This window comes from Serratia ureilytica, from assembly GCF_013375155.1.
GTDB lineage: Bacteria > Pseudomonadota > Gammaproteobacteria > Enterobacterales > Enterobacteriaceae > Serratia > Serratia ureilytica.
In genome coordinates this window covers 96615-111652 of the sequence record NZ_JABXOF010000001.1, presented here as the reverse complement: position 1 = coordinate 111652, position 15038 = coordinate 96615, and the positions used below count along the sequence as shown (strand labels likewise).

Annotated in this window: 15 protein-coding genes; 8 read left to right on the top strand and 7 right to left on the bottom strand. The window is 59.8% G+C overall.

Translation table 11 applies throughout. The features are described from left to right. Positions 1 to 36 precede the first annotated feature (36 nt). From HWW83_RS00575 to HWW83_RS00565, 3 genes are read right to left on the bottom strand one after another with little or no spacing between them, the layout of a single operon-like run. Positions 37 to 639: a helix-turn-helix transcriptional regulator gene (locus HWW83_RS00575; protein WP_047572241.1), complete on the bottom strand. Its 603-nt coding sequence runs from the start codon at positions 637 to 639 to the stop codon at positions 37 to 39. Next, positions 636 to 1922 carry an O-antigen ligase family protein gene (locus HWW83_RS00570; protein WP_158524114.1) on the bottom strand — a complete coding sequence of 429 codons (1287 nt, stop codon included), beginning with the start codon at positions 1920 to 1922 and terminating at the stop codon, positions 636 to 638. Before HWW83_RS00570 ends, HWW83_RS00575 begins: the two co-directional genes overlap by 4 nt. 36 nt (positions 1923 to 1958) lie before the next feature. After that, positions 1959 to 2111, bottom strand: coding sequence for a hypothetical protein (locus HWW83_RS00565; protein WP_176588914.1), 153 nt, complete (start codon positions 2109 to 2111; stop codon positions 1959 to 1961). Positions 2112 to 2474: 363 nt separating this feature from the next. On the opposite strand from HWW83_RS00565, the gene HWW83_RS00560 reads away from it, so the two are divergent. Continuing rightward, complete coding sequence (locus tag HWW83_RS00560) at positions 2475 to 3278, top strand: winged helix-turn-helix domain-containing protein (protein ID WP_050594407.1); 804 nt, start codon at positions 2475 to 2477, stop codon at positions 3276 to 3278. Then, entirely contained in the window at positions 3275 to 3790 is a 516-nt protein-coding gene (locus HWW83_RS00555; RefSeq protein WP_060659797.1) for a hypothetical protein, read from the top strand. The genes HWW83_RS00560 and HWW83_RS00555 overlap by 4 nt, the downstream gene beginning before the upstream one ends. Positions 3791 to 3845: 55 nt before the next feature. Here the strand turns inward: HWW83_RS00555 and HWW83_RS00550 are convergent, their stop codons facing one another. From HWW83_RS00550 to HWW83_RS00540, 3 genes are all read right to left on the bottom strand, one after another. Further along, the gene (locus HWW83_RS00550) at positions 3846 to 4769 is read right to left on the bottom strand and encodes a DUF7916 family protein (RefSeq protein WP_033642287.1); all 924 of its coding nucleotides are present in this window, start codon (positions 4767 to 4769) and stop codon (positions 3846 to 3848) included. Between the two features lie 71 nt (positions 4770 to 4840). After that, a complete protein-coding gene (gene bglX, locus HWW83_RS00545; protein ID WP_033642286.1) occupies positions 4841 to 7138 on the bottom strand; it encodes a beta-glucosidase BglX in 2298 nt (765 codons plus the stop codon). Positions 7139 to 7250: 112 nt separating this feature from the next. Beyond that, positions 7251 to 8171: a LysR substrate-binding domain-containing protein gene (locus HWW83_RS00540; RefSeq protein WP_046686621.1), complete on the bottom strand. Its 921-nt coding sequence runs from the start codon at positions 8169 to 8171 to the stop codon at positions 7251 to 7253. A gap of 118 nt (positions 8172 to 8289) precedes the next feature. On the opposite strand from HWW83_RS00540, the gene HWW83_RS00535 reads away from it, so the two are divergent. Together HWW83_RS00535 and HWW83_RS00530 are read left to right on the top strand one after the other, a co-directional pair. Continuing rightward, complete coding sequence (locus HWW83_RS00535; protein ID WP_163964688.1) at positions 8290 to 9444, top strand: methionine aminotransferase; 1155 nt, start codon at positions 8290 to 8292, stop codon at positions 9442 to 9444. A 34-nt stretch (positions 9445 to 9478) separates the two neighbouring features. Continuing rightward, the gene (locus tag HWW83_RS00530; protein ID WP_033633826.1) at positions 9479 to 10258 is read left to right on the top strand and encodes an ABC transporter substrate-binding protein; all 780 of its coding nucleotides are present in this window, start codon (positions 9479 to 9481) and stop codon (positions 10256 to 10258) included. A 34-nt stretch (positions 10259 to 10292) separates the two neighbouring features. On the opposite strand, the gene ddlA is transcribed toward HWW83_RS00530, so the two are convergent. After that, entirely contained in the window at positions 10293 to 11396 is a 1104-nt protein-coding gene (gene ddlA / locus HWW83_RS00525; protein ID WP_015377061.1) for a D-alanine--D-alanine ligase, read from the bottom strand. 168 nt (positions 11397 to 11564) lie between these two features. Here ddlA and HWW83_RS00520 point away from each other — a divergent pair, with 168 nt between their 5' ends. The 4 genes from HWW83_RS00520 to HWW83_RS00505 all read left to right on the top strand — a co-directional run bounded on the left by HWW83_RS00520 (position 11565) and on the right by HWW83_RS00505 (position 15037). Next, positions 11565 to 11768 (top strand): ParD-like family protein, encoded by a 204-nt coding sequence (locus HWW83_RS00520; protein ID WP_006324220.1) that lies wholly within the window; start codon positions 11565 to 11567, stop codon positions 11766 to 11768. Then, the gene (gene map, locus HWW83_RS00515; RefSeq protein ID WP_096242033.1) at positions 11765 to 12559 is read left to right on the top strand and encodes a type I methionyl aminopeptidase; all 795 of its coding nucleotides are present in this window, start codon (positions 11765 to 11767) and stop codon (positions 12557 to 12559) included. Before HWW83_RS00520 ends, map begins: the two co-directional genes overlap by 4 nt. Positions 12560 to 12685: 126 nt before the next feature. Next, positions 12686 to 14392, top strand: a complete 1707-nt coding sequence (gene dld / locus HWW83_RS00510) for a D-lactate dehydrogenase (RefSeq protein WP_033642281.1) — start codon at positions 12686 to 12688, stop codon at positions 14390 to 14392. A 219-nt stretch (positions 14393 to 14611) separates the two neighbouring features. Further along, positions 14612 to 15037, top strand: a complete 426-nt coding sequence (locus HWW83_RS00505; RefSeq protein WP_023447580.1) for a PAS domain-containing protein — start codon at positions 14612 to 14614, stop codon at positions 15035 to 15037. Position 15038 lies beyond the last annotated feature (1 nt).

Below are 15038 nucleotides of genomic sequence, written 5' to 3'. Positions count from 1 at the left end.
TCCGGGCCGCCAGGCCCGGACCTGCTATACCATCGCTCAGACGACGTGGCTATCGCCATTTCCCTGACCGAACTCCCCCAGACGCAACCAGCGGTAAAGCTCCGCATCGCGCTGAAAATGCATCTTTCTCATCACCGCCCGTTTATGCGTGCTCACCGTCTTGATGCTGACCCGAAGCCGACGGGCAATGGCGGTCGGCGTCATTTCCCAACTCAGGTAACGCATCACTTGTTTTTCCTGCGGCGTCAATGGCAACGGCTGGCACCAGGCGCAACAAGAAAAACCGCAGGCGCCGCCGGTTCGGCCTTTTATCACCCGCGCTACCGTGTGCAACAGCTTTGCGACGCCTTCATTGCGGTACACCCTCCCCGCTTCCCTCAGGCACCCCGAAATGGCGCGAATGCGAGCTTCTCTGAGATCGTAAACGGCGAGATAAAGGGCGTGAGGAGCATGGGGAGGATGGCAAAAACGCGCCATGTCGCCTTTGGCGATCGCCTGGAACACAAGGTCGGCATTCATCGGCTCGCTGCAGCGCGCCTCGATGCCACGTTCACTAAAATAGTCGCTCAACGCCCGATACGCCCCGGCGACAAAAAAGCAGTCGATATCCAGGAAGGCGATATTGATGACCGTGTTCACGCCGTTTCCCTCCGCGCGAAAACAAACCGGCAAAACCGGCCGGCATTGAGCCTGCTGCGCCCATCCAACGTAACGAGCAGCAGCGTCAAAACCGCCCATTGGATGAGCGACAGCCCGAACGGGTAGGAAAACTGCGCGCACAGCAGCAAGGGAATGCCGCTCGTCGCCAACGCGGCCTCTTCCCCGGCGGCCGGGCTGTGCAAGCGGGCGGCGATGCGCTCCCGTCGCCATGTTTGGTGCACCAGCGCCGCCACGCCCGCCAGCAGGCACAGCATGCCCGCCAACGCAACGACGCCGCCTTCTATCCACCACAGCAGGAGCTCATTATAGGGTTGCCGCGCTGCGCCTGCCCGCGCCACCGCGGGCAGCGCATGGGCCTGTAAATGCTCAAAGCCATGCTCGAATCGGCCATAGCCCCATCCTAACCAGGGCCGCTCTACCACCAGCGCCAGCGAATCAAGCAGCGTATCGCAGCACGGCGCGGCGTTCGACAAACGAACGCCGGCGTTCAATTCATCCGCCAATATCGCCAGGCAGAATCCCAATGCCGTCATCAGCAGCGCGAGCACGCAATGCAGCGGGTATCTGCGCACAAACATCAGGGTCAACAGCGCGGCACCCAATACCACGCTGAGACAAACGGTCTGCGATGCCCCCCAGCCCAGCGCGGCGGATAAACCGATCAAGAGCGGCAGCAAGAGTAAAATACGCCATCGCTCGCTATCTCGGCGCAACATGCGGAACCGAGGCAACACCGTCAGCCCCCATCCCGCCAATAATCCGCTCGCCAATAAACTGCTCGCGGCATCCGGCCAACGCCCCCCGCTGCCGGCATAGCCTGCCGCCGCCTCGGCCGGGAAGGAAAAAAGCCAAATGCCTCCCACGGCTGCGGCTAATACCAGCGTATAGATAAACGCAATACGCACGTGCTGCATGACCCGATATTGCAATAGGATAAAGTAAATAATCCAACTGCCAAACAGGCAGGCCATTCGCCCGACGGTAAGCACGCCCCACTCGGCACGAGAATAAAAAAGGGGCAGCAGCAATATCACCGCGCCCAGCGCAAAGAAAAAACACGCGGGGGTCATCCCCCACGCTTTTCGCAAAAAAAGGAGCGCGCCGCCGACGCCCAATAAAGCAAACAGCACAATCCCAATCACAAGAGAATATGGAAACGTCAGCGAGAAATAGTTCATATCATAGTGATAAATATAGCCACCCAACAAAAGCAATACGCTGACATAGACCATCACCATGAACTTTAAACATGGAATAGACATAATAATTTCATCCCAAAATATCTATCTGAAAAATCATCAGAAAAGGCTAAGCCATTTTTCAATTGCAATAAAAGAAATGCCTGTCAGCAACACCAGCCCGGTAATTATCGCCATCACAATCCCGACAGATTGAATAGTTTCAAAAAGCTTTCGCCTGTAGCGTAAAAGCGTCCAGTTTCTTTTAAACATACCTTTTCCTCTTGGCCATTCAGGCTTCAAGCAAAGAAAGCCCGCAATTTAAACGTGGATTACCGGCAAAATCCTGTCGCATTTCCCAGCGAGTTCCATAGTATCGCCGCAGCCAAAATCAAGATATATGTATTAAATTTAACCATAAAAACAGTTTTTAATTCCTAAAGATAATAAAAATAAGGAATTAAAAACCAAAACAAAGAAAACCTAATATTATAAAACTGGCGCCCCCCGTACGTTTGAACTTTCGCCAAAAATTTCACAACATGAAAAAATCGCCATCATCTTGACGGGTGAAAAATAATAGATAACTCTGTCCTCGCTAAATTTCGCCGTCGCTATAAGGGCAAGCAGCACATTATGGAATACGTCATTAATCAGATGATTATTTTCTCACCTGCCGAACGCGCATTGTTCATCATCAATGAACGGGAATCTTTTATGCCGTTATCTAACCCTGCCACCCGCTTGTTGTTAGAGTTGGTTACCCATCATAAAGAGATGCTCACCCGCAGGCATTTGATGCAGCGGGTCTGGGAAGATAATGGTTTTGTGGGTTCAAACAATAATCTGAATGGTTGCATCAGTGAGATAAGAAAAGCGTTTGAATCGCTGGCGCTGGATCCGCAAATCATTATTACCATCCCCAAACTGGGGTTCATTCTTGAAGCGGAAATTACCTCATGCGAAAACATGCGCTCACCGGAAAACCAAAAAGCGGTTATTCCCACCCTGTTGACCCGGGCCGGCGCACTGTTAAAACGGCGTGGGAATATCTGCCAGGCAAATAAAGCGCCCCTTGCCGCAGCATTGATGATGATTGCGTGCTTTAGCCTCGTCTGCGCTTTATTGTGGTTCAACCGGCCGGTTCACGCGTTCAAAAACGCCCAGGTCGATTTTTTTTATCGCCATGAGCAGTGCAACGTTTTTACGTTGGAAACCGCCGCGCTGAACGACCGGCGTGAAACGCAAGCGCAAATTGCCGCTGCATTGAAAGCTGAAGCGACCGACTGCGGCACAACGCCCGCCGATCTGTTCTACACCAAAATCGCCAACCCCAATCTTCCTTTTCAGGTCACCTTCATCGCCATCTGCAATCTGGCGCAACCCGGTCAATATGGCCGGTGCCGCACGATCAAAAACACCGACGGTATGACGCCATGAACAAAAAAACACGCTTTATCGTCGGCTTGTTATTGCTGATGGCGCCCCTGGCAAGCCAGGTCGCCCAGCTGTCGCACCATCCTAAAACCTTACTGCGTTGCGAAGCGGAGATCACCGCGCGCAACCGCTATGGCCCAGCCATGGAGCCCGCCGCGGTTTTAAAAGCAAAGATGTATTTTTTCCTCTACCACAACGGCACTGGCTTTATCAGGCTCAATGGTTTTATCGAGCGGCAAGAAAAAACCTATGTGCTGAACCGCGAACTTCACTATGTGTATGACACCCCCGGCGACGAGGCGGCTGAAGAGGTTGGCGGCGGCGATGGGTACACGCTGCGATTCGCCGCCGACCGTAAACATGCCGGAGATACGGTTCCCGCCCCCCTTTGGGCGACCTTTTTGCAGTCGGAAGATCCCCGAATCTCCTACCATGTCGCCGTCGAACACGTACTCGGCAATCTGTATGTGGTCAGTACGCTTCAAAGCCCGACCTTTGTCTGCCGGCGTTATTAGGCTATGCGTTGCGAGTGTTGCCTATCGGAAGAAAAGCCCGCAAGCGGCAGCCATTTCAGCGGTTAATTGAACGCGCCATGCGGCTGTAGGTGTGGCGCACGCCGCGAATCGCTACGCTGTAGGCGAAGATGTTTTCCGGCAGCGCCAGCCCCAAATAGCCGGTATCGCCGATATGGTGCAGATCCGCGCCGGCCATTTTGCTCATCAGCGCAATCTGCCGCACGGTCTGCACGTCGGCCCCCTCTTGCGAGGTGCCGATGGCCGTCATCGCCAGCGCCCCCTGCCGCTGGGCAAAGGCGATCAGCGCCGCCACTTTCTCCTGCGACATGCCGGGAATGGTGCCCGGCGCCGGCAACAGCACGATGTCCGCACCGTTCTCCACGAACAGCGCGATGTCCTGCTCGCCGATCAGTTGGCTGCCGCTTTCGCGCACAATGCCGGCGCCGTGCATTTTGCCGGTCACCAGCACCATCTCGTCGCCCACTTCATCGCGGATCGCTTTCAGCGCGGCGGCGATCGCCTGATTGCTGACGCCGTTGTTCGGATTGCCGGTCAGCACCAGCATGCGCGCGCCGAGCTGATACAGCTTGCGCGCATTCTCGGCGGTGGCGGCGCGGCCCGCCGTCATCTGCCAAAAGTCGTTATGTTCGCTGGCGAAAGCCGGATCGACGGCCTCCAGGTTCACCCCGATCACCCGCCCGGTCAGGCGCTGCAGCGTGCGCAGCGCCTCCTGCGGCGGCACGTCGGCAGGCAGGCCCGCGATGTGCGGCTGGTCGACGTCGAACAGGTTCAGCAGCAGCAGGTCGGCGCCCTGGCTGGCCGCCAGCTCGGCATTGGTGACGTTATTGAGCAGCGGCTGAGTGACCGCGATGGTTTCGCTGACCAAAATGCGCCCTTCGCTGGCGCGGATGGCGTAGAGCAGGTCGGCTTTGCCGATATCGGCCAGATCGCTGGCGCTGCAGTCCAGATAGCGTTTCATGAGGCAAGCTCCGATGACGTTAGCGGGAATGGATGCCCCCTCGCTCAGCGCGGCGAACGAGGGGGACAGGGTTACTTCAGCGTAAAACTTTGCGCCTGCACGTTGTCGGAGTCCAGGCCGACGAACACGTTGAATTTGCCCGGCTCCGCCCCCCATTTCAAGCTGGCGTTGTAGAACTTCAGATCGTCTTCGCTAATCGGCAGCTCAACCTGCTGCGACTGACCGGCCTTCAGCGTCACTTTCTTGAAGTTGCGCAGCTCTTTTACCGGCCGGCTGACCGACGCGGTCACGTCCTGCAGATACAGCTGCACCACCGTGGCGCCGTCGTACTTGCCGGTATTTTTCAGCGTGACGCTGGCGGTTAGCTTGCCGTTGCGCGCCATCGTCGGGCTGGACAGTTTCAGATCCGACAGGCTGAAGGTGGTGTAGCTCAGGCCGTAACCGAACGGATACAGCGGGCCGTTCGGCGAATCGAAGTAGCGCGAGGTGTACTTGCCCGGATTCTCCTTGCCGAACGGGCGGCCGGTGTTCAGGTGGTTGTAGTACATCGGGATCTGGCCGACCGAGCGCGGGAAGGTCATCGGCAGCTTGCCCGACGGGTTGTAGTCGCCGAACAGCACGTCCGCCACCGCGTTGCCGCCCTCGGTGCCGCTGTACCAGGTTTCCAGCATCGCGTCCGCCTGCTCGCTCTCCCAGCTCAGCGCCAGCGGGCGGCCGTTCATCAGCACCAGCACCAGCGGCTTGCCGGTGGCTTTCAACGCGGCGATCAGATCGCGCTGGCTCTGCGGGATCGTGATGTCGGCGCGGCTGGAGGCCTCGTGCGCCATGCCCTGCGATTCGCCCACCACCGCCACCACCACGTCGGCCTTGTTCGCCGCCTGCACCGCTTCGTCGATCATCTGCTGCGGCGAACGGGTATCGAACGCCACCGCTGGCTCATACTCGTTCAGGTAGTCGATGATGCCTTTATCCTGCGTGACGTTGGCGCCCTTGGCGTACAGAATGCGCGCCTTATCGCCCACCGCCCGCTCCAGCCCCTCGCGCAGGGTGACCGACTGCTTGACCACCCCGGCGGCGGACCAACTGCCCATCACGTCGCGCTGGCTGTCGGCCATCGGCCCGACCAGCGCAATGGTCGCCTGTTTGCTCAGCGGCAGCGTCTGCTTATCGTTCTTCAGCAGCACCATTGTTTTACGTGCCACCACCCGCGCTTCGGCGCGATGCAGACGGCTTTCGGCGTTGGTGTCCTGCGGATCGGAACCCGCCGGGCCCAAATGCACGTAAGGATTGGTGAACAACCCCATGTCATACTTGGTGTTCAGCACGTCGCGGCAGGCGCGGTCGATATCGCTTTCAGGCACCAGCCCGTCTTTCACCAGACCCGGCAGGTATTTGTCGTAGAACTCGTCGCTCATGCTCATGTCGACGCCGGAGGTGATCGCCAGGCGCACCGCGTCGCGCGCGTCGGCGGCCACGCCGTGCTTAATCAGTTCCTTAATCGCGCCGTGGTCGCTGATGGTGATGCCTTTAAAGCCCCACTGCTCGCGCAGCAGATCTTTCAGCAGCCACGGGTTGGCGGTGGCCGGCACGCCGTTCACCGAGTTGAGCGACACCATCACTCCGCCGCTGCCGGCGTCCACCGCCGCTTTGTAAGGCGGCAGATAGTCCTGATGCATGCGCAGCGGGCTCATGTCGACGGTGTTGTAATCGCGGCCGCCTTCGACGGCGCCGTACAATGCAAAGTGCTTGACGCTGGCCATCACCGAACCGGGTTTGGCCGGATCGCCGTTCTGGAAACCATCGACCATCACCTTGGCGATTTTCGAGACCAGCCAGGTGTCTTCGCCGAAGCCTTCGGAGACCCGGCCCCAGCGCGGATCGCGGGTGATATCGACCATCGGCGCGAAGGTCATGTTCAGGCCGTCGTCGCTGGCCTCCTGCGCCGCCACGCGGGCGCTGAGCGCGATGGCTTCCAGATCGAAGCTGGCCGCCAGCCCCAGGCTGATCGGGAACACGGTGCGCTGGCCGTGCACCACGTCATAGGCAAAGAACAACGGGATTTTCAGGCGGCTGAGCTGCATCGCCTGATCCTGCATCACCCGGATATCCGGCCGGGTGACGGTATTGAAGATGGCGCCGATCTGCCCTTTGCGGATCCCCTCGCGGATCGCTTCTTTCGGGTTATCCGGCCCGACGCTGATCAGCCGCAGCTGGCCAATCTTCTCTTCCAGCGTCATCTGCTTCATCAAATTGGACACGAAGGCGTCGCGCTGCTGGGCGTGAATGCCCTGCGTTATCGGCGTTTCCTGCGCAAAAACCGGGCTGAGGGCCAGACCGGACAACATACTCACCACACAAAGCCATTTCATCTTGTTTTATCTCAGGCGTGTTTCCGCCGCCAACGCCGCGGAGTTTAATCGGAGTGAAGAAACAGTTTGCCACACTCTGTTTCATCGCCAAGGGAATTCGCATCGGTAATGTTTACAAAGCATTACAGGTTATCGGCAGGTAATTCTGCAGCCGGGCGCGGCTGTCGGCGGCCTCCGTCGCCAGAAAATCGATCAGCGCGGTTAACGTCGGCGGCGCCACCGTGCGTTCAGGATAGACCAAATAATAGGCCGCGCCGCTGCTGACGCAGAGCGGGAACGGCGTTACGATGCGCTGCGCCTGAATATCCTCCTCCAGCAGGCACAGATCGCCGATGGCGATGCCGAATCCCTGCAGCGCGGCGCTCATCGCCAGATCGAGGGTATCGAAATGCTGGGCCTTGCCGGACGGCAACGCATCGGCGCCCGCCGCCTTCAGCCAGCGCAGCCAGTCGCGCCGATCGCGCGTCGGGTGCAGCAGGGTTTTGTCCGTCAAGTCCGTCAACCGGGCTGCCGGCGGCAGGAACGTCGGCGTGCAGACCGGCGTGAGGATTTCGTCGAACAGCAAGTGCGCGGTCAGCTTTTTACCCGGCGGCCGGCCGAATACCACCGCGGCGTCAAACTGCTCGGTACTGAAATCCAGGCCGTGCGACACCGAGGCGGTCAGCTCGATATGCATGTCCGGCCGTTCATTTTGCAGGCGAATGATGCGCGGCAGCACCCAGCGCATGGCGCAGGTCGGGCATTTGATGCGCAGCGCCCCCGGCGGAGCGGCGGCCCGCGTCAGGGCTTCATCCAACTGCCCCAGCGCCTGCTGTACCGGCGCCAGCAGCTGCGCGCCCTGCGGCGTCAGCGCCAAACCGCGCGCCTGACGGCTGAACAGCGGATAGCCCAGACGCTGTTCCAGCCCGAGAATTTGCCGGCTGACCGCCCCCTGCGTCAGGTGCAGCTGCCGGGCGGCATGGGTAAAGTTGAGGCGTTGCGCCACCACCACAAAGGTTTTCAATACGTCGAGCGACGGCAGGGATATCGGCATAGCGTGCCTCGATTAGGTATGATCGTAGTGCATGGCAAGTATGACAAACTTTCCCTTGTCCGCCTACGCCGCCTGATGCTTAATCGCTCAACACTTCCCTGTTTGCCTGGAGCCCATCATGCAGAGCGCCTGCTCATCCCGCTCGAAGCTGCCGGACGTCGGCACCACCATCTTCACCGTCATTGGCCAACTCAGCGCCGAACATCAGGCCCTCAACCTGTCTCAGGGCGCGCCCAACTTCGCCGGTGACCCGCAGCTGATCGAGGCAACGGCACAAGCCATGCGCGCAGGTCATAACCAATACGCGCCGATGAGCGGCGTGGCGGCGTTACGTGCTGCTCTGGCGGAAAAAGCTGAACGATTGTATGGCGCGCGCTATGACGCCGACGAAGAAATCACGGTGATCGCCAGCGCCAGCGAAGGGCTGTACTCGGCGATCAGCGCGCTGGTGCATCCCGGCGACGAGGTGATCTATTTCGAACCGGCGTTCGACAGCTATGCGCCGATCGTACGCCTGCAGGGCGCCACGCCGGTGGCGATCAAACTGTCGCTGCAGGACTTTCGCGTCGACTGGGATGAAGTGGCCGCCGCCATCAACGGCAAAACGCGCATGATCATCGTCAACACGCCGCACAACCCGACCGGCGCAGTGTTCGACGCGCAGGATATCGACCGCCTGACCGCCCTGACCCGCAACACCGACATCGTGATCCTGTCCGACGAGGTCTACGAGCATGTGGTGTTCGACGGCGATATTCACCACAGCATGGCGCGCTACCCGCAGTTGGCGGAACGCAGCGTGATCGTGTCGTCGTTCGGTAAAACCTACCACGTCACCGGCTGGCGCGTCGGCTACTGCCTGGCGCCGGCGGCGCTGATGGACGAGATCCGCAAGGTGCACCAGTTTATGGTGTTCTCCGCCGATACGCCGATGCAACACGCCTTCGCCGCCGCGCTCGCCAACCCGCAGAGCTACCTGGGGCTGGCGGCGTTTTACCAGCAAAAGCGCGATCTGCTGGCCAGCGCCCTGCAGGATTCGCGCTTTGAGCTGCTGCCCAGCCGCGGCAGCTTCTTCATGCTGGCCCGCTTTAGCGGCTTCAGTCACGAAAGCGACAATGATTTCGCCGTGCGCTTGATCCGCGAAGCGAAGGTGGCGACGATCCCGCTTTCGGCGTTCTACAGCGACGGCACCGATACCGGCCTTATTCGGCTGAGTTTTTCCAAAGATAACGAGACCCTGCTGGAAGGCGCGCGCCGCCTGAGCCAGGCGTAATTTTTTGTCCGACCATGGGAAAGGGGTACTGCCTATGAAAGCTTTGAAAACGCTGTTCGCCGCCGGATGCCTGCTGGCCGCCGGCTCTTCTCTGGCGGCGGAAAACAGCCTGCGCTTCGGTCTGGAAGCGCTGTATCCGCCGTTCGAATCCAAATCCGCCAGCGGCAAACTGGAAGGGTTCGACATTGAACTGGGCGACGCGGTGTGCGCCGCCGCGCAGTTGCAATGCAGCTGGGTGGAAACCTCGTTCGACAGCCTGATCCCGGCGCTGCAGGCGCGCAAGTTCGACGCCATCAACTCGGCGATGAACGTGACCGAACAGCGGCGCCAGGCGATCGCCTTTACCGACGCCATCTATCAGGTGCCGAACCGCCTGATCGCCAAGGCCGACAGCGGCCTGCTGCCGGACGCCAAAGCGCTGGCGGGCAAACACGTGGGCGTGCTGCAAGGCTCAATTCAGGAGATTTACGCCAAAACCCATTGGGCGCCGGCGGGCGTGGATGTGGTGTCTTACCAGGATCAGAATCAGGTGTATCTCGATCTGGCGGCCGGTCGGCTCGACGCCACGCTGGTGATGGCGCCCTCGGGGCAAAGCGGCTTCCTGTCACAGCCGGACGGCAAAGGCTTCGCCTTCGTCGGCGAGGCGGTGCGCGACGACAAGATCCTCGGTGAAGGCATCGCCTTCGGCCTGCGTAAAGGGGATGAGGCGCTGAAGAAGAAACTGGATGCCGCCATCGCCAAAGTGAAACAACAAGGCACGGTGACGGCGCTGTCGAAGAAGTATTTCGGCGATATCGACGTGACGGTGAAGTGATGGACGGGGGCGGCACCGCCGCCCCCTGCCGCGTTTAGCGATCGAACACCGAACTGTTCAGCGCGCGATCCTGCTGGTGGCGCTCCAGCGCCAATTCGATCAGGCGCGTGATCAGCGCCTGGTAGCTGACGCCGCTGGCGGCCCACAGCTTGGGATACATGCTGATGTTGGTGAAGCCCGGCAGCGTGTTGATCTCGTTGATCACCACCTGGTTATCCGGCGTCAGGAACACATCCACCCGCGCCAACCCGAAGCACTCCAGCGCGCGGAACGCCTTCAGCGCCACCTCACGGATGTGGTCGCTCACTTCCGGCGCGATCGCCGCCGGCACCACCACCTGAGCGCCCTGCTCATTGATGTATTTGGTGTCGTAGGAGTAGAAAGCGTCGCTCAGCACGATCTCGCCGCACACGCTGGCCTGCGGATCGTCGTTCCCCAGCACCGCGCACTCGATCTCGCGGCCGACGATCGCCGACTCCACCAGTACTTTATGATCGAAACTGAAGGCCAGTGCCACCGCCGCGTCAAACTCGGCGCGGTTCTCCACCTTGCTGACCCCGACCGACGAGCCCTGGTTGGCCGGCTTGACGAACAGCGGCAGGCCGAGGCGCTCGCTCAGTTGCTCAAACGTGAACCCGGCGCGGTTGGCGCGCGTCAGGGTGACGAACGGCGCCACCGCCAGCCCGGCGTCGCGCAGCAGGCGCTTGGTCACGTCTTTATCCATGCTGACCGCCGAGCCGAGCACGCCGGCGCCGACGAACGGCATATTGGCCATGCGCAGCAGCCCCTGCAGCGAGCCGTCTTCCCCCAGCGTGCCGTGCACGATCGGGAAGATGACGTCGAGCTGGCCCAGCGCGCCGGCGCTGCCCGCTTCGATCAGTTGCTGTTTTTCCTGGCCCGGGATCAGCGCCACGTTCTTGTTCGAGCGGTTCAGCGCGATCAGCGCCGGGTTCTCGGCGTTGAGCAGGTAGTTGGAGGCGTCGTTGATGTGCCACTGCCCCTGTTTGTCGATCCCCAGCAGCGTGACGTCAAACTTCTCTTTGTCGATTGCATCCACAATGTTTTTGGCCGACTGCAGCGACACCTCATGCTCCGCCGATTTACCGCCAAAAATCACCCCAACACGTAGTTTAGTCACGCCTTAAATCCTTCTGAAAAATCATGGCAAAAAAGTCGTTCATCACAATAAACGCATTGCCTGGCGGCGGCAATCGTTGTTGCCAGAATCTTCTTACGCCACAGAATGCCACATCGCGACCATCCAAAGCGTATACACTTCGTATATCGTTCATTTATGGAGACACCGATGGGCATCGTAAAAATTTCGGACGCGCTGCATGACGATCTGCGCCTCGCCAGCCTGACCATGACGCGTTCGATCAACGCGCAGGCCGAGTACTGGATCAAGATCGGCATGCTGGCGGAGTTCCATCCGGAACTGACCTACCCGCAACTGGTAAAAAAAATGATGAAAGATAATGCGCTGACGCTGAAGGAGATTGTCGGGTGAAACAGATTGTGATTAAAACGCCGGAAGAGATTGCCAAAATGCGCCATTCCGGCGCTCTGCTGGCTAAAGTGTTTGCTATGCTCGATGAGGTCATCGTCGAAGGTATCTCCACCATGGAGATTAACGACCGCGCCGAGGCGTTTATCGTCGAAGAACTGAAGTCGCGCCCGGCCAGCAAGGGGCAGTATGATTTCCCCTATGTGCTCAACACCTCCGTAGACGACGTGGTGTGCCACGGGGTGCCGTCGGCCAGCAAAATCCTGCGTTCCGGCATGATTGTCAACGTGGACATCACGCTGGAAAACGGCGGCTACATCGCCGACTCCAGCAAGATGTACTGCATCGGCCAGGTGACGCCGCTGGCTAAACGGCTGGTGAACAACGTCTATGAATCGATGTGGCAGGGCATTCGCGCGGTGAAACCGGGCGCGACCCTGGGGGATATCGGCCACGCCATCCAGCGCCACGCCGAGCAGGCCGGCTACAGCATCGTGCGGGAGTATTGCGGCCACGGCATCGGCCGCGACATGCACGAAGAGCCGGCGGTGCTGCACTACGGCCAACCCGGCAGCGGCATGGCGCTGCAGGAAGGCATGGTGTTCACCATCGAGCCGATGATCAATCAGGGTGACCGCCGCATCAAGCAGAAGAAAGACGGCTGGACGGTGGTGACGCGCGACAGAAAACTGTCGGCGCAGTGGGAACACACCGTAGCGGTCACCGCCGACGGCGTGGAAATCCTGACGCTGCGCGACGAAGAGCGTCGGGCCGGTTACGCCGAACGCTACTAAATCCGCAAGCCATTAGCTTAATAAGCTAATTGCTTGATAAGTTATTTAATTGATAGCCTCTTAGCTGACTGCGCGGCACTCCGGCGCCGCGGTTAAAGCGACGGGGATGACAGGGAGACAGGCAGCATGCAGTCAGGCAATCAGGCGTTTCTCAACCAGCTTAAGGACATCGTCGGCGGCCCGCAGTTGTTGACCGGCGATCGCAACACCGAACGGTATCGCAAAGGGTTCCGCTCCGGCGAAGGCCAGGCGCTGGCGGTGGTGTTTCCCACTAGCCTGCTGCAGCTGTGGCGCATTCTGCAGGCCTGCGTGGCCGCCGATAAAATCGTCATCATGCAGGCCGCCAACACCGGCCTGACCGAGGGCTCAACCCCCAGCGGCAACGACTATGATCGCGATATCGTCATCGTCAGCACCCTGCGCCTCGACCATATTCAGGTGCTGGACAACGGCAAGCAGGTGGTCGGCTTCCCCGGCAGCACCCTGCACCACCTCGAGAAATTGCTCAAGCCCTACGGCCGTGAACCGCATTCGGTGATCGGCTCTTCCTGCATCGGCGCCTCGGTTATCGGCGGCGTGTGCAACAACTCCGGCGGCTCGCTGGTGAAACGCGGCCCGGCCTATACCGAAATGGCGCTGTACGCCCAGTTAGGGGAAGACGGCCAGCTGCGCCTGGTCAACCATCTGGGCATCCGGCTTGGCGACACGCCGGAAGAGATCCTCACCCGGCTGGAAAAAGGCGACTATCGCCCGAGCGACGTCGAATACGGCGAGCTGCGCGCCTCGGATAACGAGTACGCCAGCCGGGTGCGCGACGTCGACGCCAACACCCCTTCCCGCTTCAACGCCGACAAACGCCGCCTGTACGAAGCCTCCGGCTGCGCCGGCAAACTGGCGGTGTTCGCGGTGCGGCTCGACACCTTCGAGAAAGAGGGCAAAGAGCAGGTGTTCTATATCGGCACCAACGACACCGCGGTGCTGACCGAACTGCGCCGCCACATGCTGAGCAAATTCGAAAACCTGCCGGTGGCCGGTGAATACATGCACCGCGATATCTTCGACATCGCCGAGGTGTACGGCAAAGACACCTTCATGATGATCGACAAGCTCGGCACCGATCAGATGCCGCGCTTCTTCACCCTGAAGGGCAGAATGGACGCCAGCCTCAACAAGCTGCCGCTGCTGCCGCACAACCTGACCGATCGGCTGATGCAGGGCCTGAGCCATCTGGCGCCGAGCCACCTGCCGAAACGCATGAAGGAATACCGCGAACGTTTCGAACACCATCTGCTGCTGAAGATGGCCGGCCCCGGCGTGGAAGAGGCCCAGCGCTACCTGACCGACTATTTCGCCCAGGCCGAAGGTGCCTTCTTCGCCTGCACGCCTGACGAGGGCAAAAAGGCTTTCCTGCACCGCTTCGCCGCCGCCGGCGCCGCCGTGCGCTACCACGCGGTGCACGCCGACAAGGTGGAGGATATTCTGGCGCTGGACATCGCCCTGCGCCGCAACGACACCGACTGGTTCGAAACGCTGCCGCCGGAAATCGACAGTCAGTTGGTGCATAAGCTGTATTACGGCCACTTTATGTGCCACGTCTTCCACCAGGACTACGTGGTGAAAAAAGGCGTGGACAGCCATGCACTGAAAGAAAAGATGCTCGAGATCCTCAACCGGCGCGGCGCCGAGTACCCGGCGGAGCATAACGTCGGCCACCTGTACCACGCCAAGGCGGATCTGCAGGCGTTCTACCGCACCGCCGATCCGACCAACAGCTTCAACCCCGGCATCGGCAAAACCAGCAAACGCAAAGGCTGGGCCGAAGACCCCCGCTAAGACCGCCCGATAGGCCCGCCGCCGCACCCGGCGCGGGCTTCCTCCCCCCAGCCTGCCTCATCGCGATCTTTCTGCGCCCTTAAAGATGCATTTTTATTGCAACTTATAAAATTCCCGATTACCATTCATCGCAAATGAGAATCAATTACAAAACTGTCATGACGGATACATGACGTCCGCCGTGGCATTCACCGCGAAGTTAATGAGAAGGAACCTACCATGAGTCAGACCCTCGATTCCGCCCAGCTGTTGGCCGCTCTGGATAAAGTGATGGTGATCTCCACCACCGATCTGCAGGGCACCATCACCTACGTCAACGATCTGTTTTGCCAGCTGACCGGTTTTTCCCGGGAAGAGCTGGTGGGCCAGCCCCACAGCATCGTGCGTCACCCTTCCGTGCCGAAAGCGGTTTATAAAGCGATGTGGGACACCATCAAGGCGGGCGGCATCTGGACCGGCATCATCCCGAACGTCGGCAAGGGCGGCGTCTTGTACGTGGTCGACACCACGGTGCAGCCGCTGTATGACGCCCAGGGCAATATCGAGGCCTATATCAGCATCCGCCGCGTGATCAACGATCTGATGACCGACTTCGAATCGGTGGAATTCGCCAAAGAACAGTTCGACAACCACTACGACAAGTAAC

Excerpts from the sequence above, each read along its gene's own strand:
- HWW83_RS00520 (WP_006324220.1), top strand. The coding sequence starts at position 11,565 with ATGGGCATCGTAAAAATTTCGGACGCGCTGCATGACGATCTGCGCCTC.
- HWW83_RS00505 (WP_023447580.1), top strand. The coding sequence starts at position 14,612 with ATGAGTCAGACCCTCGATTCCGCCCAGCTGTTGGCCGCTCTGGATAAA.
- HWW83_RS00555 (WP_060659797.1), top strand. The coding sequence starts at position 3,275 with ATGAACAAAAAAACACGCTTTATCGTCGGCTTGTTATTGCTGATGGCG.
- HWW83_RS00535 (WP_163964688.1), top strand. The coding sequence starts at position 8,290 with ATGCAGAGCGCCTGCTCATCCCGCTCGAAGCTGCCGGACGTCGGCACC.
- dld (WP_033642281.1), top strand. The coding sequence starts at position 12,686 with ATGCAGTCAGGCAATCAGGCGTTTCTCAACCAGCTTAAGGACATCGTC.
- HWW83_RS00550 (WP_033642287.1), bottom strand. The coding sequence starts at position 4,769 with ATGAAACGCTATCTGGACTGCAGCGCCAGCGATCTGGCCGATATCGGC.
- bglX (WP_033642286.1), bottom strand. The coding sequence starts at position 7,138 with ATGAAATGGCTTTGTGTGGTGAGTATGTTGTCCGGTCTGGCCCTCAGC.
- HWW83_RS00570 (WP_158524114.1), bottom strand. The coding sequence starts at position 1,922 with ATGTCTATTCCATGTTTAAAGTTCATGGTGATGGTCTATGTCAGCGTA.
- HWW83_RS00560 (WP_050594407.1), top strand. The coding sequence starts at position 2,475 with ATGGAATACGTCATTAATCAGATGATTATTTTCTCACCTGCCGAACGC.
- HWW83_RS00530 (WP_033633826.1), top strand. The coding sequence starts at position 9,479 with ATGAAAGCTTTGAAAACGCTGTTCGCCGCCGGATGCCTGCTGGCCGCC.
- HWW83_RS00565 (WP_176588914.1), bottom strand. The coding sequence starts at position 2,111 with ATGTTTAAAAGAAACTGGACGCTTTTACGCTACAGGCGAAAGCTTTTT.
- HWW83_RS00540 (WP_046686621.1), bottom strand. The coding sequence starts at position 8,171 with ATGCCGATATCCCTGCCGTCGCTCGACGTATTGAAAACCTTTGTGGTG.